Annotated in this window: 19 protein-coding genes and 1 pseudogene; 16 read left to right on the forward strand and 4 right to left on the reverse strand. The window is 60.2% G+C overall.

All coding sequences use genetic code 11. The annotated features are described in order from the left end of the window. Window positions 1-12: 12 nt before the first annotated feature. Window positions 13-975 (forward strand): type I phosphomannose isomerase catalytic subunit, encoded by a 963-nt coding sequence (locus tag NF347_RS09270; RefSeq protein ID WP_107035677.1) that lies wholly within the window; start codon window positions 13-15, stop codon window positions 973-975. Here the strand turns inward: NF347_RS09270 and NF347_RS09275 are convergent. After that, window positions 956-1,192, reverse strand: coding sequence for a hypothetical protein (locus tag NF347_RS09275; RefSeq protein WP_128701824.1), 237 nt, complete (start codon window positions 1,190-1,192; stop codon window positions 956-958). The genes NF347_RS09270 and NF347_RS09275 overlap by 20 nt on opposite strands. 32 nt (window positions 1,193-1,224) lie before the next feature. Here NF347_RS09275 and NF347_RS09280 point away from each other — a divergent pair, with 32 nt between their 5' ends. Next, window positions 1,225-1,677, forward strand: a complete 453-nt coding sequence (locus tag NF347_RS09280; RefSeq protein WP_107681645.1) for a DIP1984 family protein — start codon at window positions 1,225-1,227, stop codon at window positions 1,675-1,677. A gap of 273 nt (window positions 1,678-1,950) precedes the next feature. Here NF347_RS09280 and NF347_RS09285 read toward each other — a convergent pair whose 3' ends face one another. Further along, on the reverse strand, window positions 1,951-4,413 hold the full coding sequence (locus NF347_RS09285; protein WP_123542269.1) for an endonuclease MutS2: 2,463 nt from the start codon (window positions 4,411-4,413) through the stop codon (window positions 1,951-1,953). A 213-nt stretch (window positions 4,414-4,626) separates the two neighbouring features. Between NF347_RS09285 and NF347_RS09290 the strand changes: the two genes are divergently transcribed. From NF347_RS09290 to hisIE, 14 genes and pseudogenes are all read left to right on the forward strand, one after another. After that, the gene (locus NF347_RS09290; RefSeq protein ID WP_107035609.1) at window positions 4,627-5,178 is read left to right on the forward strand and encodes an HdeD family acid-resistance protein; all 552 of its coding nucleotides are present in this window, start codon (window positions 4,627-4,629) and stop codon (window positions 5,176-5,178) included. A 256-nt stretch (window positions 5,179-5,434) separates the two neighbouring features. Then, a complete protein-coding gene (locus tag NF347_RS09295) occupies window positions 5,435-6,478 on the forward strand; it encodes a hypothetical protein (RefSeq protein ID WP_107035610.1) in 1,044 nt (347 codons plus the stop codon). 85 nt (window positions 6,479-6,563) lie between these two features. Continuing rightward, the gene (locus tag NF347_RS09300; RefSeq protein WP_107681744.1) at window positions 6,564-8,177 is read left to right on the forward strand and encodes an OmpP1/FadL family transporter; all 1,614 of its coding nucleotides are present in this window, start codon (window positions 6,564-6,566) and stop codon (window positions 8,175-8,177) included. A 110-nt stretch (window positions 8,178-8,287) separates the two neighbouring features. Continuing rightward, entirely contained in the window at window positions 8,288-9,214 is a 927-nt protein-coding gene (locus NF347_RS09305; RefSeq protein ID WP_107035612.1) for a hypothetical protein, read from the forward strand. Window positions 9,215-9,217: 3 nt separating this feature from the next. Continuing rightward, window positions 9,218-10,429, forward strand: coding sequence for a pyridoxal phosphate-dependent aminotransferase (locus NF347_RS09310; RefSeq protein WP_107035613.1), 1,212 nt, complete (start codon window positions 9,218-9,220; stop codon window positions 10,427-10,429). Then, the gene (locus NF347_RS09315) at window positions 10,426-11,700 is read left to right on the forward strand and encodes an ABC transporter permease (protein WP_107035614.1); all 1,275 of its coding nucleotides are present in this window, start codon (window positions 10,426-10,428) and stop codon (window positions 11,698-11,700) included. The genes NF347_RS09310 and NF347_RS09315 overlap by 4 nt, the downstream gene beginning before the upstream one ends. A gap of 213 nt (window positions 11,701-11,913) precedes the next feature. Then, window positions 11,914-12,765, forward strand: coding sequence for an ATP phosphoribosyltransferase (hisG, locus tag NF347_RS09320; protein ID WP_107035615.1), 852 nt, complete (start codon window positions 11,914-11,916; stop codon window positions 12,763-12,765). Further along, window positions 12,762-14,057: a histidinol dehydrogenase gene (gene hisD, locus NF347_RS09325; protein WP_107035616.1), complete on the forward strand. Its 1,296-nt coding sequence runs from the start codon at window positions 12,762-12,764 to the stop codon at window positions 14,055-14,057. The genes hisG and hisD overlap by 4 nt, the downstream gene beginning before the upstream one ends. 192 nt (window positions 14,058-14,249) lie before the next feature. Beyond that, a pseudogene (hisC, locus tag NF347_RS09330) lies at window positions 14,250-15,266 on the forward strand (histidinol-phosphate transaminase); the annotation flags it as partial. A 9-nt stretch (window positions 15,267-15,275) separates the two neighbouring features. Continuing rightward, on the forward strand, window positions 15,276-15,890 hold the full coding sequence (gene hisB, locus NF347_RS09335; RefSeq protein ID WP_262497773.1) for an imidazoleglycerol-phosphate dehydratase HisB: 615 nt from the start codon (window positions 15,276-15,278) through the stop codon (window positions 15,888-15,890). Between the two features lie 36 nt (window positions 15,891-15,926). Then, window positions 15,927-16,514, forward strand: a complete 588-nt coding sequence (hisH, locus tag NF347_RS09340; protein WP_107035617.1) for an imidazole glycerol phosphate synthase subunit HisH — start codon at window positions 15,927-15,929, stop codon at window positions 16,512-16,514. Between the two features lie 15 nt (window positions 16,515-16,529). Further along, on the forward strand, window positions 16,530-17,261 hold the full coding sequence (gene hisA, locus NF347_RS09345) for a 1-(5-phosphoribosyl)-5-[(5-phosphoribosylamino)methylideneamino]imidazole-4-carboxamide isomerase (RefSeq protein ID WP_107035618.1): 732 nt from the start codon (window positions 16,530-16,532) through the stop codon (window positions 17,259-17,261). Window positions 17,262-17,282: 21 nt separating this feature from the next. Then, window positions 17,283-18,038, forward strand: a complete 756-nt coding sequence (hisF, locus tag NF347_RS09350; RefSeq protein WP_107035619.1) for an imidazole glycerol phosphate synthase subunit HisF — start codon at window positions 17,283-17,285, stop codon at window positions 18,036-18,038. Between the two features lie 65 nt (window positions 18,039-18,103). Beyond that, window positions 18,104-18,703, forward strand: a complete 600-nt coding sequence (hisIE, locus tag NF347_RS09355; RefSeq protein ID WP_107035620.1) for a bifunctional phosphoribosyl-AMP cyclohydrolase/phosphoribosyl-ATP diphosphatase HisIE — start codon at window positions 18,104-18,106, stop codon at window positions 18,701-18,703. On the opposite strand, the gene NF347_RS09360 is transcribed toward hisIE, so the two are convergent. Then, complete coding sequence (locus tag NF347_RS09360) at window positions 18,700-19,074, reverse strand: hypothetical protein (RefSeq protein WP_128701816.1); 375 nt, start codon at window positions 19,072-19,074, stop codon at window positions 18,700-18,702. The two genes, hisIE and NF347_RS09360, sit on opposite strands and share 4 nt — an antisense overlap. A 170-nt stretch (window positions 19,075-19,244) precedes the next feature. Beyond that, window positions 19,245-22,364 (reverse strand): cyclically-permuted mutarotase family protein, encoded by a 3,120-nt coding sequence (locus NF347_RS09365; protein ID WP_306254156.1) that lies wholly within the window; start codon window positions 22,362-22,364, stop codon window positions 19,245-19,247. Between the last annotated feature and the right edge of the window lie 58 nt (window positions 22,365-22,422).

Genomic DNA, 22,422 nt, shown 5'->3' on the forward strand with positions numbered 1-22,422 from the left:
GACAACGTCAACATTCCGCCCCTGAAATTCACGCCGATACTGAAAAGCGTGGTGTGGGGAGGCGAAAAGATAGCCCCGTTCAAAGGGATCGTCACCGACCAGAAAAACATCGGCGAAAGCTGGGAGATATCAGGCGTCAGAGGCAACGAGTCCGTTGTAGTCAACGGACCCGATGCCGGCCTGACCCTCACCCGGATGATCGAGAAGTACGGAGCCGACCTCGTAGGCAGCCACGTCTACAAGCGATTCGGCAACACATTCCCGCTGCTCATCAAGATCATCGATGCCGCCGGCGATCTCTCCCTGCAGGTTCATCCCGACGACGAGCTTGCACGCCGCCGCCACAACTCGCTCGGCAAGACCGAGATGTGGTATATAGTCGACACCGACCCCGACGCCGCCATCGTAAGCGGACTCTCGGCGGAGATCACCCCCGACGAATATGCGGCAAAAGTGGCCGACAACACGCTGCTCGACGTAGTGGCTCACCACACCTCCCATCCCGGCGACGTATTCTTCCTGCCCGCAGGACGCATACACGCCATCGGAGCGGGCAACCTGCTCGTGGAGGTGCAGGAAACATCCGACGTCACCTACCGCATCTACGACTACGGACGCATCGACGCCACCACCGGAAAACCGAGGCAGCTCCATGTCGAAGAGGCCAAGGACGCTATCGACTACAAAGTCTACCCGTCGTACACCTCCACACCCACCGATCTTGGCAACGGCATCGAAGAGCTTGTGCAGTGCGACCACTTCACAGTCTACGCCCTGACCATCGACGGCGAGCACGTTTTCAGGCCGGTAGTCGACTCCTTCTCCACACTGACATGTATCGAGGGAGAGATGACCGTGACGGACTCCAACGGCTGCAGCGTCAGCCTCCGTCGCGGCGAGAGCGCGCTCATGCCTGCCTGTCACAAAGAGTTTGTCATCAGCGGCAAGGGGCGCGTCATCGACGCCCACAGCTGACCGACAGCCTCATGAACGACAACGCCGTGTCAGCCCCATCGGCTCTTGACACGGCGTTTCCTTTTATATACCATCCGCCCCCGAGGAGGTGGGGATCGGAGAAAATGTCGACTCTCTGACGCTTGCCTCGTGGATAGAGGATTTCGAGATGGTCTACTGACGGGGGGCTCTGAACATATCGACGCCTGTCGGCGTTGACTTTTATGACCGCCGGCATCGTTGCCGGCGGTCATATCAACGTAAACAGTCATGAAACTTGCCGAAGCCCTACAGATACGCGCCGACCTGCAGCGCCGCATAGCGCAGATGCCCATGAGGCTCGCCAACAATGCCAAAGTGCAGGAGGGATCGATGCCGGCCGAAGAGCCTGCGCGGCTGCTCGAGGAGCTGCGCCGTCTGCTCGACGAGCTCGACGACATCACCGTGAGGATCAATCTGGCCAACAGCCGCCAGATAGACTACACTACCACAATGACGGCGCTGCTCGCCCGCCGCGAGACGCTGCGGCGCCATGCCGACATAATGCGAGGATTTCTCAACGCGGCGAGCGATCTGACTCCGCGCCACACTCTGACGGAGATACGCGTGGTGAGCACGGTCGACGTGGCGGCGCTGCGCAAGGAGTGCGACGCGCTGTCGAAGCAGCTGCGCGAGCTCGAGATCAGAATACAGTCGCTCAACTGGACCATAGAGCTTGACTGAACCGCCCCATAGCCGGGGGGGGGGACAAGCAAGGCTGCGCGCGCCGGAGGCGATCGTCGAAAACCCCAACGATTATAATCGCCCCCCATGGGGCGATGGCCGAAGGAGGCTGCGGTGACGGCCTCATGAATTCTCACAGATCAGTCACAGCACACCGCACACCCGCACGCCGCACATCTCACACCCTGCATCACCACGACTTTGATCCGGCGGGCGCGCAGCCTGTCTACCCCCCGGCTTTTTCCTTACAATCGCAAACCGATGACGCACGCCTCAGGCGAGATCCACCACCGTGATGCCGGTGCCGCCAAACTGCACGTGCTCATCGCGGTACGAAGCCACTCCGGCCACAGTGTCGAGATAGCGGCGTATGGCCTGACGCAACGCTCCGGTGCCGGTGCCGTGGAGTATGCGCACCCGTCCGGCCGAGAACTGCACTGCATCGTCGATAAAGTAGGTTATGGCCTGGAGCGCCTCGTCGACACGCATTCCCCTGACATCGATGTCGCGCTTGAAGCTGAGCTGACGGTCGCGGAGATCGTCGGCCGTGGCGGTGCTGACGAACGACGCCGGGCGTGACGGGGCGCGGTCGGGATCGGCCGCCGTGTGGCGCAGACGCGCCGTGTCGACCGTGGTCTTAAGCATACCGAACACCACCGTGGCACGCTTTCCCGACACTTCGAGCACACGTCCGGGCGTGCCCTCTCCATCGAGCTTCACGGCGTCGCCCACGGCTATCGGCCGCGAGGCAGCGCCGGCCGGCGGAGCCTCAGGCTTCGGCTTCTTAGCCTTTGGCGCTCGCCGCAGCAGCTCGTTGCCGCCCGATCCGACGCCCTTGGCCGACTCCATCTGACGTCGCTCCTGCTCAAGCTTGCGGCGAGCCTCCTGCGTCCGTTCCCTGTCGGCCTGCGCCTCGCGGATCGTGCGTATGGTGCGCTCTATGGCCGCATTGCTTCCTTCGAGTATCTTTCTGGCCTCCTGACGCGCCTCGCCAATGATCTCGCGCCGCTGCGAGCGGAGCGTTTCGGCCTCCTCCTCGTAACGCCTCAGGGTTTCCTCAAGCTTCTTCTCCTTCTGGCGGATGGCCATGCGCTTGTTTTCCCAGTATTTTCTGTCGCGCGCAATATCGAGCAGATATTTGTCGAGATTCACATAGTCGCTGCCCACTATCTCCTCGGCTTCGCGGATGATCTCCTGCGGCAGTCCGGTCTTGCGCGCGATCTCCACAGCGAACGAGCTGCCGGGATTGCCGATAGAGAGCCTGAACAGCGGCTGCATCAGATGACGGTCGTAGAGCATCGAGCCGTTGACAAGCCCGTCGGTATCCTCGGCGAAGTGCTTGAGATTCTGATAATGGGTGGTCACCACGCCCCAAAGTCCGAGATCGACGAAGCGGTGGAGTATCGCCTGTGCGATCGCTCCTCCGATCTGCGGCTCTGTGCCCCCTCCGAACTCGTCGATGAGCACCAGCGATCCGGGTCGTCCGTTGCCGACGATGGTCTTCATGTTGCGCAGATGCGAACTGTAGGTCGACAGATCGTCCTCTATCGACTGGTCGTCGCCGATATCCACGAAGATGTCGGAGAAAATGCCGAAATGCGAATTGTCGTGAACCGGCGGAAGCAGTCCGCACTGCAGCATGTACTGCAACACTCCGACCGTCTTCAGACACACCGACTTGCCGCCCGCGTTGGGTCCCGATATCACCAGCAGACGCGCTCCGGGAGTCAGCACAATGTCGAGCGGCACAATCTCGCGCCCCTGACGCCGCAGCGACAGCAGCAGTTCGGGATGACACGCATGATACCATTCCAGTTCCGGCCCGTCGGAGAGCGACGGCATACAGGCGTCGGTCTCTACCGCGTAGCGCGCCTTGGCTCTCACGAAATCGAGCCTTGCCACCACCTCGACCGACTCCTCGATCAAGGGTATCGACGGCCTCAGCCCGTCGGCCAGACGGATGAGTATGCGTGTGATCTCGCGGCGCTCCTCCATCTGCAGCTCCCGTATGCGGTTGTTGGCCTCCACCACCTCGGCCGGCTCTATGAACACCGTCTTGCCCGAGGCACTCTCATCGTGGACTATGCCTGAGATACGTCGCTTGTTCATCGGCGCGACAGGTATGACCAGACGTCCGTCGCGCATGGCCGGAGCCGCATCGGCCTCCAACACCCCGTCGGCCACCGCCCTGGCCATGACCCTTCGCATGGCCGAGTTGACCGACCCCGACATTGCCGACAACTGCCGTCGTATGGCCGCCAGCTCCGGCGAAGCATTGTCGAGAATCTCCCCGTAGCGGTCCATCACACGGTCGATCGCCGCAGCCTCGTTTCTGACGGTGCCTATCCGGCATGCGATGGCATCGAGCGCAGGGAGGGGCGATCGCCCCTCCTCGTCGCGCCTGGCGGCGAAGAAATCGGCCGTATCGGCCACTACGGCAAGCGCCCTGCGGAGCGACAGCATCTCGGCCGCCGGCGCAAACGTGCCCGGCAGGCGTATGGCCTTGAGCACCTCGTCCGGATTTCCGAGCCCGTCGAGCGGCGGCATCTCGCCGGCGCGGAGCAGGCGCAGCATCTCGTGGGCAGGCTGCAGACGGGCACGCACCTCATCGGCCGAAGCCGAGAATGCCATAGCCTCGACCATGGCACGCGAGGCATCGCAGGCACACAGCTCGGCCACACGCTGGCGTACGGCCGTAAATCCTATCTTGTGTTCGAATCTATCGGGGTATATCATGATCTGTAAGTAACTCTCAAATATCAGACCCATCAGCTACCCGTGGGGGTTTACTGCGGGGGTCGTTGTCGTTGTGTTTCCGACCACAAAGTTAATAAGTAAGACTCAAAGCTGAAAATCCATACTCTCTCCGGGCAGGTGTCGTCGCCCACGCACAACTTTTGCCAGCATATCGTGTTATAATATCAAAACAAACTTTAATCCGTCAGAATTATGAAAAACTTCAATCTATCTTTCTGGGGGCGCACCCGTTACTGGTGGGTAGTGCTCACTGTAGGCATCCTGATGGTGATCTGCGGATTCGCCTACTGGATATGGCCTGTAAGCGGCTTTGCCATAGCCTCTCAGCTCTTCGGATGGCTTCTGGTGCTGGCCGGCATCGTGCAGCTTTGTGTGGCCGCAGGCCCCAACCACGGCCGCGGCTGGGGCTGGTGGCTCGCAGGAGGCATCATCGACATGTTCATCGGCTTCATGCTCGTCAGGAGCGTGGTGCTCTCCGAAGCCGTGTTCCCCTACTTCATAGCCATCATCTTCCTCTACTGGGGCATCAGCGCCATCATCAGCTCCGTCAGCCAGCGCGACCGCCGCTACTGGTGGCTCTACCTGATCAACGGCATACTGCTGATGATCATAGGCTTCTTCTTCATCGAAGCCGGATGGGTACAGGACATGATGATGACCAGTTTCCTGACCTCGCTGGCCTTCATCTACTGGGGTTTCTCGATAGCGATGGTGAGCTACGACATGAAACCGACGCGCAACTGATCAGCCAACTGTATCCGTGCCGAATCGACAACTGACAAGCCGGTATCCCCGTCAGGCAATGCCGCGAGGATGCCGGCTATATGTTAAAAACGGCTAACACAGGCCTGTAAAAGGCGTGGAATTGGCAGAAATCACTACTTTTGTGGTTAGATAGCGATAAAAGCGACATATACGCAGCGCTGACTGTTAAACCAAGTGCTATCTTTGCAGTCATAACAGACAAATCAATCTATCAACACAAAAAACGACCGAACTTATGGCAAACATCACAAAAAGTCTTCTGGCGGCGCTTATCGCAGCGGCTCCGCTGGCCTGTGCGTCGGCCCAAGTGAATTTCGACGACGACATATACTTCAACCCCTCGAAGGACAAGGACAAAAACATAGAAGCCGCCAAGAAGCTCAAAAAGCAGCAACAGCAGCGGCAGGCCAACGCAGTGATACTGTATCCTGTGGAGGAATATCCAGCCGCCGACACCTACGAAGCCGAAGGCACGTCGGACCGCTCTGTCGACGAATACAACCGCCGCGGAGTGTTCGGCAAGAGCAAGACACCGTCGGACACCATCACGATGAGCGCCAAGGAGTACGAGCAGTTTGCCAACACCCGCCGCATCGAGCGCTATTACAACCCCGCCATAGTGACAGCCTCGGGCGACGATGATCTCGAACAGCTCTACTATGCCGAGCCGGCCGAGGTGAACATCTACCTCAACACCCCGGGCTACTGCTACGGGGGCTATCCCTGGGGCGGCTACTGGAACGGCTGGTATTCACCGTGGTACGGTCCCGGATGGCACTCCCCCTGGTATGGTCCTTCGTGGGCATGGGGTCCGTCATGGTCATGGGGCTGGGGACCCTCGTGGGGCTATGATCCCTGGTGGGGTCCGGCATGGGGTCCGGTATGGGGAGGCGGATGGAGCCGTCCCTACTACAATCCCCGCCATCCCGGCGCCGCCCACCGTCCGTCGGCCAACCGTCCGGGCAGCAACCGTCCGGCAACAGGCCTGAGACCCGGCCGCCATCAGAGCACCGGCACATACCGCCCCGGCAACAACTCCTACCGCCGACCCTCCGCTCCGGCAGGCAACTACCGCCGTCCGGCTTCGGGCAACAACGGCAACTACAACAGCAACCAGAACCAGAATTACAAAAACTACACCCGCCCCGGACGCAACAACTCAAGCAGCGACAGCTACCGCCATAATTCGGGCAGCACCTATCGCCAAAGCTCCACCGGTTCATTTCGCTCAAGCGGAGGCACCCGTTCGGGCGGAGGCGGAAGCCGAGGCCGCCACTGACCTGAATCATGGCCAGACCTCCAAGGTCATATCCTGATTCAGCACGCATAAATCCCAACAACGAGATCTTTTCAACAAGAACAAAATGAAAAAGAGCCTTATAACAGCAGCAATAGCGGCTTCCCTGCCGCTGCTGGCCGGAGCACAGACGGCCACCGACGCATTCCAGCTCTCGCAGCAGGGTCTGCGAGGCACAGCCCGCTTCATGTCGATGGGCGGCGCGTTCACCGCCCTCGGAGGCGATCTGTCGACACTCAACCAGAACCCCGGCGGCATAGGACTGTACCGCAACAGCGAGATCGGCGCCACGCTCGACATCAACATGCTGTCGGGCAAGTCGACCACACAGGGCTTCAGCGCCAGTTCCAGCATGACAAAAGCAAACTGCAACAACTTCGGATATATCGGCGCAGTGTACACCGGCAGCGACATAATGCCCTACTTCAACTGGGGCGCAAGCTATTCGCGCACCGCATCGTTCGACCGCCGCTTCAAGGGCAGCATCGGCAACCTGCAAGGCTCGCTGACCAACCTCATAGCCGGCTATACGACCCAGGACGCATTCAGCGACAGCGACCTCTCGGGAGGCACCGACTACAACCCCTATCTCGACTCGCAGGCCTCGTGGATGAGCATCCTGGCCTACAACTCTTTCATGATCACCCCTGTGGGAAGCCCCACCAACTATCAGGGCATGTGGCAGAACGGCACATCGGGCTACGGATCGTTTGCATCGGAGGAGAAGGGCTATACCGACGAATATGCCATCAACTTCGGCGGCAACATCAGCAACATCGTCTACTGGGGCATGGGATTCGGCATCACAGACCTGGAGTACCGCCAGAGCGTCTACTACACCGAAGATATGGAGAATGCATCCATACCGGTGCTTGACAACGATGGAAACACCATCGGCACCACCACGGGCGGGGGCGGTTTCGGCCTTGACAGCTGGAAACATATATGGGGCAGCGGGTTCAACTTCAAGATCGGTGCCATAGTGCGCCCGATCAACGAGCTTCGCCTCGGCTTCGCTGTCCACACCCCCACCTACTACAACCTCAAGCAGGAGGGCTTCGCACAGACCGACTTCGGCATGGGCGGCGGCATCAGCGGCACCAATCAGGTCAACGACGGCTACGTGGACTACTTCGAATGGAAGCTCCGCACACCGTGGCGCATCATGGCCGGTGTGGCGGGCGTCATCGGTTCGCAGGCCATACTGAGCCTCGACTACGAGTATCGCCCGATGCAGAAAACACACGTGAGCGACCGCGACGGCTATGCCTACACCGACATCAACGGCGACATCACCACCTACTACAAGGCTGTCAACATACTCCGCCTCGGAGCCGAATACCGCATTTCGCCGAGCTGGAGCGTCAGAGCCGGCTACCAGTGGCAGTCGTCGCCGGTAGAGCAGTCGTTTGAACGCGGCGAGGAATACGTATATACCGACGGCCCCGACGGCACTGAAACCACGCCGAGCTTCACGATAGACAAGACCCGACAGTATGTGACCTGCGGACTCGGCTACCGCTACAAGAACTTCTATGCCGACGCCGCCTACGTGCATGGCATACGCAAGGGCGCGTTCCAGACTTTCACCGCCAACAACTACAACGGCGCCACTCCGGTACAGGCCAAGCTGTCGGACAAGACCGACCAGATAGTAATATCGGCCGGATTCAAGTTCTGAATCAACCTACAGAATAACACAACACCACAGGGCTTCGGGTCATTTCAGCCCGGAGCTCTTTTTTCATCTCTCCAGATCGTCAATAAACCATCACCAATCCGACCACAGCCATGAAAAGAATCATCACCATGCTCCTCGTCATCACGACCGTCGCATCAGCCGCTGCCGATGACTCCGTAAAAAAATTCCGGAAGATTCTTTCGCGTTACGACGTAGCACCCGAAGCCATCGCCGTGCCGACTGACAACAACGCGGCGTTCTGGAACGCAGCCCTCGGCGCCGACAGAAATCTTGCCCGTCTGAACCGCGACATCGCCAAAGACAAGGGACTCGAACGCAAGGCGATCGACGCATGCACGAAGATGCCTAAATTCTATCCCGAATACAACTCACACGTCAGGATCGACCTGCAACCCTGGGCCGACAGCCTGCTTGCAACGGCAGGACTGCCGTGCGACAGCATCGCGACACGCCTGTATGTGGTCGACAATCCCCGGGCGGAAGCCTTCGCCCCGCTCACCGAGGATGGCTTCGCCATCGTAATCACCACCGGACTCGTCTACAGCCGGGGGTGCGACGACGACATGCTCAACGGCATTATATCGGCACAGGCTGTTCATGGAGCAATGCGCCATCAGCTGCAGTTTTTCTACGACGAGGCCAAACGGCGCCGAAAAGGCAAAGTGTGGAGCGGCATCGCCATCGGAGCGCTCGTGGCGGCTGATCTCACTCTCGCCATGACCGAAAGCGACCATTACGACGACTTCTCATACAACGACTTCTCGACCACCAATATCAACGTCGAGACAAACGGCTCTACACTGACGCCGGCCTACATCTACTCGGCCGACCAGATATACCAGGCCGATCTCTGGGCCTACCGCATGATGGAGCGGCTGGGCAAAGGCGACAGCTACATCAGGGCGCTGAAACTGCTCTCTCCTCAGGTTGCCGGTGCGGAAACGGACAAAGAATCGTCGCCATGCATCTCCGACCGGATAAAATTCATTAACTTTGTGACATCACAAAAACGATAGCCCATGCCTGAAACGTCAAAACGCGGACAGATCATGCCCGCATCGCCCATACGCAAGCTCGTTCCGCTGGCCAACAAAGCCAAAGAGCGCGGTGTCAAAGTATATCAGCTCAATATCGGACAGCCCGACCTGCCCACACCGCAGGCCGGACTCGACGCGCTTAAGCATATCGACCGCAAGGTGCTCGAATACAGCCCGTCGGAGGGACTGCGCTCTCTGCGCGAGAAACTCGCCGACTACTACCACCGCTTCAACATCGACGTGGACGTAGACGACATCATCGTCACCACCGGCGGCTCTGAAGCCGTGCTTTTCGCGTTCATGGCGTGCCTCGATCCGGGCGACGAGATCATCGTGCCCGAGCCCGCCTACGCCAACTATATGGCCTTCGCCATATCGGCCGGAGCGAAGATCGTGACCGTGCCCTCCTCTATCGACGAAGGATTCGCCCTGCCGCCCCTCGAAAAGTTCGAGGCTCTCATCACTCCCCGCACCAAAGGGATCCTGATATGCAATCCCAACAATCCCACCGGCTATCTCTACACGATGAAGGAGATGCTGCAGATACGCGATCTGGTGAAGAAATACGACCTGTTTCTCTTCTCCGACGAAGTGTACCGCGAATTCTGCTACACGGGAGCGCCCTACATCTCGGCCTTCCACCTGCCGGGAGTGGAGCAGAACGTGGTGCTGATCGACTCCGTGTCGAAACGCTACAACGAGTGCGGCATACGCATCGGCGCCATCATCACCAAGCACAAAGAGCTGAAGCAAAACGTCATGAAATTCTGTCAGGCCCGCCTCTCCCCTCCCCTGCTGGGTCAGATCGTGGCCGAAGCCTCGATCGATGCCGGAGCCGACTATATGCTCATGACCTACAACGAATATGTGGAGCGCCGCAAATTTCTCATCGACGGCCTCAACCGCATACCCGGCTGCTACTCGCCGATACCTATGGGCGCGTTCTACACCGTGGTGAGCCTGCCGGTGGATGACGCCGACCGCTTCTGCGAATGGTGTCTGAACGATTTTGAATATGAGGGCGCCACGGTGTTCATGGCTCCGGCATCGGGCTTCTACACCACTCCCGGCATGGGCAAACGCGAAGTACGTATGGCCTACGTGCTCAACAAGGCCGATCTCGGACATGCCCTGAAGGTGCTCACCGAAGCCCTCCGCGCCTATCCGGGCAAAACCGCCGAAGCCCCGCAATGAGAATCGAACTGGAGCTTGCTCGCCGTCTGAGCCTGCGCCAGCGCGCGGCCGCCGGCCGCCGGCACTCCCGGCTTGCTCCGGGAGTGGTGATAGCCATTGCCGGCACCGCGTTGTCGCTGCTGGTCATGGTCCTGGCCGTCAGCATCGCCACCGGTTTCAAGACAGAGATACGCCAGAAGGTGACCGGCTTCGAACAGCAGATCACCGTCAGTCAGGCCGAAGGCTATGGCGCCGAACGCGTCAACCGCGGCATACGGCTCACCGACAGCCTCCGGACCATCATAGCCGATGCCGCACCCGGATCGCACGCGTCGCTGCGCATCCATCAGCCGGCTATGATCAAGACCGACACCGACTTCGAGGGGATAGTGCTGCAAGGCATAACCGACGGCAGCGACACCTACCGGTTTATCGCCCGCCAGACTGCCGAGGGCGACACGATGCCTCACTTTGCCTACGGACACGAAGGGAATCCCATAGTGATCTCGCGCACGACCGCATCGGCTCTCGGGCTTGCCACGGGCGAGACCGTAGCCGTCCACTTTTTCATCGGCGGCAATCTGCTGACACGCAAAATGCGCGTGGCTGCGGTCTACGACACCCACTTCGGCGAATACGACAAGCTCATGGCCTTCTGCCCTATCGACATATTGCAGCGGCTCAACCACACCGACAGCCTGACCGGCACATCCATCGACATCAACGGCCTTGACACCGACATGATCGACGAGGCCACGGCATCGCTGCGCGCCGGCCTATTCAAGCATCTGCAGACCACAGGATCGACCGAATCATACCGCATCGACAACGTAAACACCACCGGCGCCATATACTTCAACTGGCTTGAACTGCTGGATACCAATATAGTGGTGATACTCTCGCTGATGGGCTGCGTGACAGGGTTCACACTCATATCGAGCCTGCTGATAATAATACTGCAGCGGGTGCGTACCATAGGCCTCCTCAAGGCTCTCGGAGCCGCCGACAGCCAGATCAGGCGGGTGTTCGTCATGATGGCCTGCCGCATAGTGGCCGCCGGACTGATAGCCGGAAATCTGGTGGCGGTCGCAATCATCGTGCTGCAAAACCGGCTCCACATAATCCCCCTCAATCCCGAAGCCTACTATCTCAACTATGTGCCGATGGCCGAATGTTTCGGCACGATAGCGCTAATCGACGTAGCCGTAGCCATAGTGTCGGTGGCACTGCTTCTGATACCGAGCCATCTGATATCGCGTATCTCCCCGGCCGAAACCATGCGTTACGAATAAACCTGACGATCCTGCTCAAAATCCGTATCACTAAATTTAGAAATCTCTGAATTTCTCATAAAATGCCTTATCGGCGCGAAATAAACGCGACGATTGCATATTTATGAGAAATTATTTGCTACTTTTGCGAAATGCGGGGCATTTCTCCCCGCCACAAGTCAACGTCAGTGCCCGGCAGCCAACGCCGGGGGATTTTCACGAAAAGCAAAAGTAATGATCAAGATCGCCATTCAGTCCAAAGGGCGTCTAAACGAAGACACCACACAGCTGCTTGCCGATGCCGGCATCACCGTCGGCGCCGGACACCGACAGCTGATATCGCGTGCAAAAGGGTTTGACATGGAAGCCCTATATCTGCGCGACGACGACATACCGCAGGCCGTCAGCATGGGAGTGGCCGACGCGGGCATAGTAGGTCAAAACGAAGTGGAGGAGCGCGGCGAGCCGCTGCGCGTGGTGATGCGGCTCGGCTTCAGCGCCTGCCGTCTGTCGCTCGCCGTTCCTAAAGATTCGGGCTACGACGGCCTCCGATGGTTTGACGGACGCCGAATAGCCACCTCCTACCCGCGCATATTGAGCCAGTTTTTCGAAAGCGAAAACATCCGCGCCGAAATCCACGAGATAGCCGGATCGGTGGAGGTGGCCCCGGCCGTAGGCATGGCCGACGCCATTTTCGACATAGTGTCGTCGGGCGGCACTCTGCTGCAGAACGGCCTCACGGAAGTGCACACTGTCATGCAGTCGGAAGCGGTGCTCGTGGCTTCGCGACAACTGCCGCCCGACAAGGAGCGCGACATAGAGAAGCTCTGCTTCCGCTTCAGGTCGATCATCGACAGCCGCGGACTCAAATACGTGGTGATGAACATTCCGGCCGACCGGGTCGCCGCAGCCGTAGGGATGCTTCCGGGCATGAAAAGTCCGACCGTGCTGCCGCTTGCCGATCCGGCATGGTCGTCGCTCCACGTGGTCATACGCCAGAGCGAACTGTGGGACAAGATCGAACAGCTCAAACAGATGGGCGCGCAGGACATACTCGTGCTCGCGCTCGAAAACATAATCAGATGATCACGACAGTCATCAACCCCGCCCGCAACGAATGGGCCGCACTCTGCCGGCGCAACACCCCCGACGATGCCGACATAGAGGAAGCCGTGGGCCGCATAATCGACGACGTGGCCTCACGCGGAGACGAAGCCCTGCGCGACATGGCTCTGCGATATGACGGCGTGAAGCTCGCCGACATAGCCCTGAGAGCCGACGAGATCGCCGCCGCGGCCGACAGGGTCAGCGACGAGGTGAAACAGGCCATAGCCGTGGCAGCCGACAATATCCGACGCTTTCACATCGCCCAGCAGCCCCGCGCGGTGGATCTGGAGGTGATGCCCGGCGTCAGATGCCTCCAGCGCCCGGTGGCGATAGAGCGTGTGGGGCTGTACATACCGGGCGGGCAAGCTCCGCTCTTCTCCACGGTGCTCATGCTCGGCATACCGGCCTCGATAGCCGGGTGTCGCCACAAAGTGCTGTGCACTCCCCGCACTTCGGTGTCGGACATCGCCCCAGAAATCATCTATGCCGCCACTGTCTGCGGCATAGACCGGATATGCTGCACAGGGGGCGCACAGGCCATAGCCGCCATGGCCTTCGGCACCGACAGCGTGCCTGCGGTCGACAAGATATTCGGCCCGGGCAACAGGTATGTCACCAAAGCCAAACAGCTGCTGAGCCGCCGCGTGGCCATCGACATGCCTGCCGGGCCGAGCGAAGTGATGGTGATGGCCGACCATACGTCGGTGGCCGAATTTGTGGCTGCCGACATGCTATCCCAGGCCGAACACGGCCCCGACAGTCAGGCGATACTGGTGTGCGACAGCGAATCCACCGCACGCCGCGCCGCCGAAGCCATAGAGCGGCTGCGCCCGCGCCTCAGCCGCAGCGGCTCCATAGACCGTTCGCTCTCCCACAGCCGCGCCATAGTGCTCCCCGACAGGTCGGACATGGTCGACTTCGCCAACACCTACGCGGCCGAACACCTCATCATATCCATGGAACGTCCGTGGGAGATAGCCGATGCCATAACATCGGCCGGAAGCGTGTTCGTTGGCAACTACTCCCCTGAAAGCGCAGGCGACTACGCCTCGGGAACCAACCACACCCTCCCCACCGCAGGATGGGCGCGATCAATGAGCGGAGTGAACATGGACAGCTTCTACCGCAAGATCACCTACCAGCAGCTTACGCCCGAAGGACTCGCCTCGCTGGCACCCTCCATAACCGCGATGGCGCGTGCGGAGCGTCTCGACGCCCACGCCCTCGCAGTAGAAATCAGAACACATAAGCAACTCTTAGAGTATGTTTGAATTTAACACGAAGATATATTTATGGACTTCTTTCCATCCCCTCAAAGGTCTTTTCGGGTGATTTGCGTCAAGTTTCATCGGTCACGATGCCCGCATCGCTCCCTCATCAACTCACGCAAATCTCTCCGAAAATCCTCTTTGAGTGAATAGAAGTGAAATTCAAACATGCTCTTACCGACAAACACACTGCTCATGACTGATCCGCTCCGACTCGTAAGACCCAACATACTCGCCCTCGAACCGTATGCCACCGCACGCGACGAATTCGACGGAGGCGACATATCGGTGTGGCTCGACGCCAACGAATCGCCCTACACCAACGGCGTCAACCGCTATCCCGATCCTCATCAGAAGGAACTCAAAAAGGCCATAGCCCGGCTTAAGGGCGTGGACGAAGCGTGCATATTCGTGGGGGGCGCCGGAAGCGACGAGGCCATCGACCTGACCTACCGCATATTCTGCCGCCCGGGCATAGACAACGCCGTAGCCATTTCGCCGAGCTACGGAGTGTATCGCGTGGCGGCAGCTATCAACGACGTGAAGTATCGCGAAGTGATGCTTGCCGACGATTTCACGCTCGACACCGATTCGCTCCTTGCGGCCACCGACGCCAACACCAGGCTGATATGGATATGCTCGCCCAACAATCCCACAGGCAACGCCTTCGACACCGACGATCTTGAGGCGCTGGCCGACCGCTTCGACGGCATTCTGGTGGTGGACGAGGCCTACGTAGACTTCTCGACCCGCGGGACGATGCTCTCCGCCCTTGCGCGTCACAGGAATCTCATAGTGCTACAGACATTCAGCAAGGCGTGGGGCATGGCCGGACTGCGCACAGGCATGGCTTTTGCGTGTCCCGAGATCGCGGCGCTGTATGGCCGGGTAAAGTACCCCTACAATCTCAACGGCCCCACGCAGCGCGAAGTCATGAGCCGCATAGCCGACGGCCTGCAGGGTCATGTGGAGGAGATAAGGCGCGAAGCCGTGCGCCTGAGCCGCTCGCTGTCCGAATCAGGCTGTGTCGAAAAGGTATATCCCACCGACGCCAATTTTCTGCTCGTCAAGGTCAGTGACGCCGACGCTGTCTATCACCGGCTGATCGAGAGCGGCATACTGGTGAGAAACCGCTCGTCGATGGCCGGATGCGAAGGATGCCTGCGCGTCACCGTCGGCACTCCGGCCGAAAACGACCTTACCATCGAGGCATTCGCCCGCATAGGCCGCGGCGATGCTCCCCTCGCGAAGCGCCCCGAGCGCAAAGGATCCACCGACCGCACAACGTCGGAAACCTCCATCGAGGCCGCTGTCAATCTCGACCGGAGCACCGAGTCGGCCATCGACACCGGACTGAAATTTCTCGACCACATGCTGTGGCAGATACCACACCATGCCGGAATAGGCGTCAGACTGACCTGCAAAGGGGATCTCTATGTGGACGAACACCACACGATGGAGGATGTGGCCATAGCTCTCGGCGATGCCATGCGCGAAGCCCTCGGCGACAAGCGCGGCATAGAGCGCTACGGATTCGTGCTGCCGATGGACGAGAGCCGCGCCATGGTGCTTATTGATCTCGGAGGACGCATCGACCTGGAGTGGGATGTGGAATTCACCCGCGAGTATGTCGGCGACACGCCCACGGAGATGTTCGGCCACTTCTTCAAAAGCCTCGCCACTGCCATGCGCTGCAATCTCCACATATCGGCCCGCGGCGAAAACAACCATCATCTGGCCGAAGCCATATTCAAGGCCTTCGCCCGCGCACTGAAAGCGGCCGTACGCCGCGATCCGTTCAACGACACCATAGCATCGAGCAAGGGCGTCATCTGACACAGTCATCAGCAATTCACATCAAACCCGCAAGCCATGATAGCTATCATAGACTACGACATGGGCAATATCCGATCGGTGGAGAACGCCCTCAGAAGAGCCGGAGCCGAATGGATACTGACCTCCGACCCCGACACCATACGAAGCGCCGACCGCGTGATACTGCCCGGAGTGGGTCACTGCGGCGAAGCCATGGCACGGCTGCGCGAGAGGGGGCTGACCGAGGTGATATGCAGTCTGCACCGCCCTGTGCTGGGGATCTGCGTGGGCATGCAGGTGATGTGTCGCCACTCCGAGGAGGGCGACACCGAGTGCCTGGGACTCTTCGACACCCGCGTCAGGCGGCTGCCCGAAAGCCCCGGAGTGAAAGTGCCCGACATGGGATGGTGCCGCCTTTCGAACACCGAGGGGCGTCTGTTCGAGGGAGTGGGCCGCGGAGCCTATGCCTACTTCGTCCACAGCTACTATGCCCACACATGCTCCGACACCATAGCCACATCGCGCCACGGCGACATGCTTATCAGCGCCGCACTTAAATGGGAAAACTTCACCGGCACGCAGTTTCATCCGGAGAAGAGCGGCGACGTCGGCCAACAGATCATCCGCAACTTTCTCGAACTCTGACATAAAGACACCACCATGATAGAGATCATACCCGCAATAGATATTATCGGCGGACGATGCGTCCGTCTGTCGCAAGGCGACTACAACCGGCTGACCACCTACGACAGCCGTCCGGAAGAGATAGCGCGGCGCATGGCCGACGCCGGCGTAGGCCGCATCCACGTAGTGGATCTCGACGGAGCCAAATCCGGCGCTCCTGTCAACCTTCGTTCAGTCGAAGCGATTGCCTCGCTCGGCGTGGCCGAGATAGAGCTCGGAGGCGGCCTTAAAAGCGACAGTGCCCTGCGGTCGGCCTTCGACGCCGGCGCCACCTACGCCATAGGGGGCAGCATAGCGGTGAAGGATCAGCCGACGTTTGCCGGATGGCTCCGCTCGTTCGGCCCGCAGCGGATCATACTCGGAGCCGATGTCAGAGATGGCCGGGTGGCCACCGACGGCTGGCTCGCCGACTCCCCGCTTACGGCCGCCGACCTGATAGACCGGTTCAGAGCCGACGGCCTGACGCAAGCCATCTGCACCGACATAGCGAGCGACGGAATGCTCAAAGGACCGGCCACGGAATTCTATACCGGACTGTCGGAGATGTTTCCCGACGTGACCGTCACCGTCAGCGGCGGCATATCGTCGATGGACGACATAATGCGGCTCGATGACCTCGGTCTGAAAAGGGTCATTGTCGGCAAAGCCATCTACGAGGGTCACATCACGCTCAAACAGATCGAACATTATATCTCCACACGCGGCTGACCGCTGAACACCTCACACACCATGCCTGCAAAAAGAATCATACCGTGTCTTGACGTCAAGGAGGGACGCACCGTGAAAGGGATCAACTTCGAAGGACTGGCCGATGTCGGCGATCCGGTGGAATTAGGAGCGCGATATGCCTCGGAGGGCGCCGACGAACTGGTGTATCTCGACATCAGCGCCTCGAGCGAAGGACGCGCCACGTTTGTTTCGCTCGTGGAGCGCATAGCCGACCGGATCAACATACCGTTCACCGTCGGCGGCGGCATACGCTCGGCCGACGACGCCTCCCGGCTGCTCGATGCCGGAGCCGACAAGATCACCGTCAACAGTGCCGCCGTGGGCTGCCCGCGGCTGATCAGCGACATAGCCTCGCGCTACGGGTCGCAGTTTGTAGTCGTGGCGATCGACGCCCGCCGGCATGACGGCATCTGGCGCGTGACAACCCATGGCGGATCGCGCCTGACCGACCGCCGGCTGACCGAATGGGCCAAGGAAGCCGAAGAGCGCGGCGCGGGCGAGATAATGTTCACCTCAATGGACCACGACGGCACCCGCAAGGGGTATCCGTGCGACACGTTCGCGACCCTGGCCGACACGCTACGCATACCGGTCATAGCCTCGGGCGGAGCAGGAAGCGCCGACGACATCGCCCACGTGCTGACCGCCGGCAAGGCCGACGCGGCTCTCGCCGCCTCGATATTCCATTACGGCGAGATCAGCATAGCCGAGCTCAAGAGGCAGCTCCGTTCAAGAGGGCTTGAAATGAGAATGTGACCGTCCTCCGACGTAGCAACAGACCGCATATACACCCCACACACATCACTATCCAACCCACGACTATGACTTTTGACGATTTCAGACTCGACAAGACCGGCGACGGACTTCTGCCGGTAATAGTGCAGGACGCCACGACACTGCGCGTGCTGATGCTCGGCTACATGAACCGTGAGGCATTCGACCTCACCTGCGAGCGGCGTCGCGTCACATTCTACTCCCGCTCACGCCGGTCGTTATGGCTCAAGGGAGAGAGCAGCGGCAACTTTCTGGAGGTCGACGAAATGCTCCCCGACTGCGACTTCGACACTCTGCTCATCAAAGCGCGCCCCGCCGGACCGACATGCCACCGCGGCACGACGTCGTGCTTCGACACCGATGACTCCGAGGGGTTTGTCAGAAGCCTGTCGCGCCTGATCGCCGATCGCCACCGACAGATGCCCGATGACTCATACACCACACGCCTGTTCGTGAAGGGGGTAAAAAAAATCGCCCAGAAGGTGGGCGAAGAGGCGGTGGAAACCGTAGTAGAGGCCGTCGACGGCAACCGCACGCGGTTCATGTATGAGATCTCCGACCTCGTGTATCACGGACTCGTGCTGCTTGAGGAAATGGGATTTACTGTCGCCGATCTGGAGCGCGAGCTGCGCCGCCGCCACGGTTAGCGCTGCCGTGGCTGCACGGGCTTCTGCACGGGCGGACGCACCTGACCGGGATTGCCGGGCGGACGCCAGTTGCCCGACGGAGGAGCGACTCCCGCTCCCGGACGCATGGCAGGACGATTGACCACGGCACCCGGACGCAACGGCGGCCTTACGACCGGCACGTAGGCCGGCCCCGGCCACCAGCCGGAGTTCCAGTTGTAGGCGCCCGGCCAATATCCCGACCATGGTGAGTAGACCGGAGTCGTCACTCCGATGCCGAGAGAGCCGCCATAGCCCAGCGGAACGTCGACCGACGTGTCCCACATGGCGTCGCACGATGCAAGCGCCAGAAGCGAGGAGGCGGATATGAGTATGCGGCTTAGAAGTTTCATAATCTGAAGTATTATAGTTTTATATAAAAACGCCTCAGCCACCCGGATGGTTGAAAAAAACGGAGCCGATCCGGCAGCCTGCGCTCTCAGGCGCATTGGCTGCCGGATCGGCAAATATTCTGGAATTATCGTTGCGGCACAGCGGCGCGAAAGAGCCGCCGCTTGCCGCCTCAGAGACGTATGGCCGACACGGCCGTAGTGCGGATACGCGGCTTCAGCTCTCCGCCTATAAGCAGTATTTCTGCGTCGGGGGTCACGGCCGCTGCAGCGCCCGCGCGTGCGGTGGCCTCATCGTCGGCAGCCACTGTCCATGTCTGCGCCGCAGGATCAAACACCATCACACGTCCGTTGAAACGATACCATTCAACGGGATGCGACAGGTAGTCGGGAGCCTGATTGCGGAGCGCTTCGAGAAACACATTCTTGTTCACTCCGCCCATAGCGACGACGCGTCCGTCGGGGAGAGTCACGGCTATGCCTCCTCCGAGCGACACCTCCTCGCCGGCCCTGTCGACCGGAGCGGGAGCCGCACTCCATTTGCCCTTGCCCGAGAGCTGATAGCAGAGTCCGTCGGTGTTGAGCGTGGCTTCGCGTCCGTCGCCCTTGCCGGCGAATCCGCCCCAGAGATACAGACAGGGGTGTCCCTTGGCGTCGGTCGACGCAGCCAGCACGGGCTGCACGCGGGGATTGCCGGGGAACGATGCCAGCGCCTTCCATCCCTTGGAGAGATCTCCGAGGTCGAGGCACAGCAGCTCGTTGGAGGGCTTGCCGCCGACATTGCCGCCGGCCACATAGACGAATCCTCCGGCATAGCATGCCGCCATATTGTCGACAGCCTCAGGCAGCGAAGGGAGCGGAGTCACCACAGCCTCACCATCGTCGCTGACAGTGATCATGGCCACCTGACGAAGGGGCTCGGAGGCCGATGTGCCGCCTATGATCACCAGTCCTTCGGGTGTGGTGGCCGACGCTCCGTAGGCCATCGGCTCGGGAAGGTGACCGATCAGAGTGGCTTCGGCCTGACCGTTGTCACCGGGAGTGAGCGCATAGATGCCCGAATAGAACTTCTTCTGCGCTCCGGGAGCCATGGGATTGGAGGGGAAATTGCAGCCTCCTGCACGTATGATACGACCCGAAGCCATTCCGGCAAAAGCCGCCGACACTCCGGCTTCGATACCCGGCTCGCTTGTGGGAGCCTCACTGACGGGGAGCTTGAACGTTGTGGCCGGCAGATTGTCGGCATTGACCAGATTGGCGCGCGTGAAAGGCTGCCAACCGTAGCGCACGTAGCGCGGTTGTGATTCTGACATATTGGTAGAGGTGATTTTTATGATATTGTCTGATACGATCTCGGCCGTGGCCGGAGTGTAGCGTCCGTCGTAGCGTGCAAGCTCGAATGTGCGCAGAGGCGCGCCGTCCGAACTGTGCATGCCGTGGCCGTTGGCAAACGTAAGCGTCACTTCGCCCGGAGCTGACAGCTCAGCCTTGACAGGCGAAGGCCCTTCAGGCACGATGCCGGTCATCGAATAGACCCGGTGGAGCGCCTGACGCGCAAACCGCTCGCCGACGGGACGCTTGTCGGTAGGATGCACGTCGAGCGAGTCGCCCTTGTCGCTTGTCACCACCATGGCCGTGCCGGGCACGGTCTGTGCCAGACGTCGCTGGCTGTCGCGGAATTTTGGCCACGACGGCCTGTTGAGCGAGCTGAGCTGCGCGAACAGGAACGGCATTTCGGGCTGATTGAAGGCCCTGCGGAAGCTCTTGACCACAAGGGGGAACAGCCGCTCATGCACTTCGATATTGTTGGCATTGGACTCGCCCTGATACCATATCGCGCCTGCTATCGGGAAGCCGGCGAGAGGCCTGATGCCGGTAGCGAACAGGTAGGTAGGCTCATAGGGGTGGCGATGAGCCAGAGAGGCCTCGTCGGTGCCGGTGTTTTCGCCGGCGCGCTGCTGCACCCACTTCTGTATGTAGTCGTTGCGACGCCAGTTGACAAGCACTTCGGGCATTTCACGGCTCATCACTTCGATGTCCACCCACGCCTCGGTGCCCGAACCGCCGATGGCATTGCAGATGATGCCCACCGGCACTTTGAGGCTGTCGCGGAGCACACGTCCGAAATGCCACGCCACGGCCGACATGCGGCGCGCCGAACCGACATCTGATTTAGCCCAGTGTGCGGGGAGGTAATAATCAAGGCTGTCGATACGCTCCTTGACCGAATCAGGCCACTGGGCGGGAGTGGTGTAGGCTCTGGGGAACATGTCGAACAGACGCAGCATCGGATCATCCATCATGGCGCTGTCGGCGGCGAATGTCTTCGTATGTGCCGTTGCGAACTCCATGTTGCTCTGACCCGAAGCGAGCCACACCTCGCCGACGGCTACATCGGAGAAAGCGAGCCTGCGGTGGCCGTCGGTGACGGTCATCTCAAGTCCCGTGGCCTCTTTCATGGGCGGCAGTGTGACCGACCAGCGTCCGCGATTGTCGGTCACCGCTGTGGCCTTATTGGCGCCGAGAGTCACCGTCACGGTGGTTCCGGCATCGGCTGTGCCGTTGACCGTCACCGGACGGTATCGCTGTATGACCATGCCGTCGCCCCACACCTGCGGCAGTTTCAGGCCGCCGTAGTTGCCGGTGATGGCCCGGTAGACGGTGCGTGCGAGCAGCGATGCTCCGAGCGCGTCGGGATGCAGGCCGTCGGCCACCAGCTGCTGCCTGTCGAGCAGAGGATCGTTGAAATCAATGAGTTCCGAGCCGGTCAGACGAGCCACGTCGGCCACACACGCTCTGACCGAATCGCGCCACTCGCAGGTGCCCGACCGCCATCGGTAGTGGGTGGTGCGCACAGGCGAAATGTTGGCTATGATCACCCGCACCTTCGGATTGCGGGCACGGAGCGAGTCGATAAGTTCCACATAGTCGTTGACAAAATCGTCGCTGAAGTCGGGCCAGTCGCGGGGATCAGTGTCATTGACGCCGAGGTGTATGACGGCAATGTCGCCGGCAAAGTTCTTGGCGTCGGCACACTCCTTTGTGGCATTGTAGGGATGGTGGCCGCGCTTCATCAGCGTGGCTCCGCTACGTCCGAAATTGCCCACCTCGTAGTCGGGTCCGAGCATTCTGGCAAGCTGCGACGGATAGCTGTCGCGCTCCCTGTCGGGGATCGTGGCTCCGTAAGTGATGCTGTTGCCTACGCAAGCCACCTTGACCTTTGCCACGGCCGGCGCGGTGGTCGCCATGGTCAGTGCAGCACCGGCAAGCAACGCTGTCAGTAATTTTTTCATGGGCTGAATGTAATCAAAAGGCTGTCGGCGGCATAACGGCCGCCGACAGCCCCAAATA

The sequence above is a fragment of the Paramuribaculum intestinale genome (genome assembly GCF_030759015.1).
GTDB classification, from domain to species: Bacteria; Bacteroidota; Bacteroidia; order Bacteroidales; family Muribaculaceae; genus Paramuribaculum; species Paramuribaculum intestinale.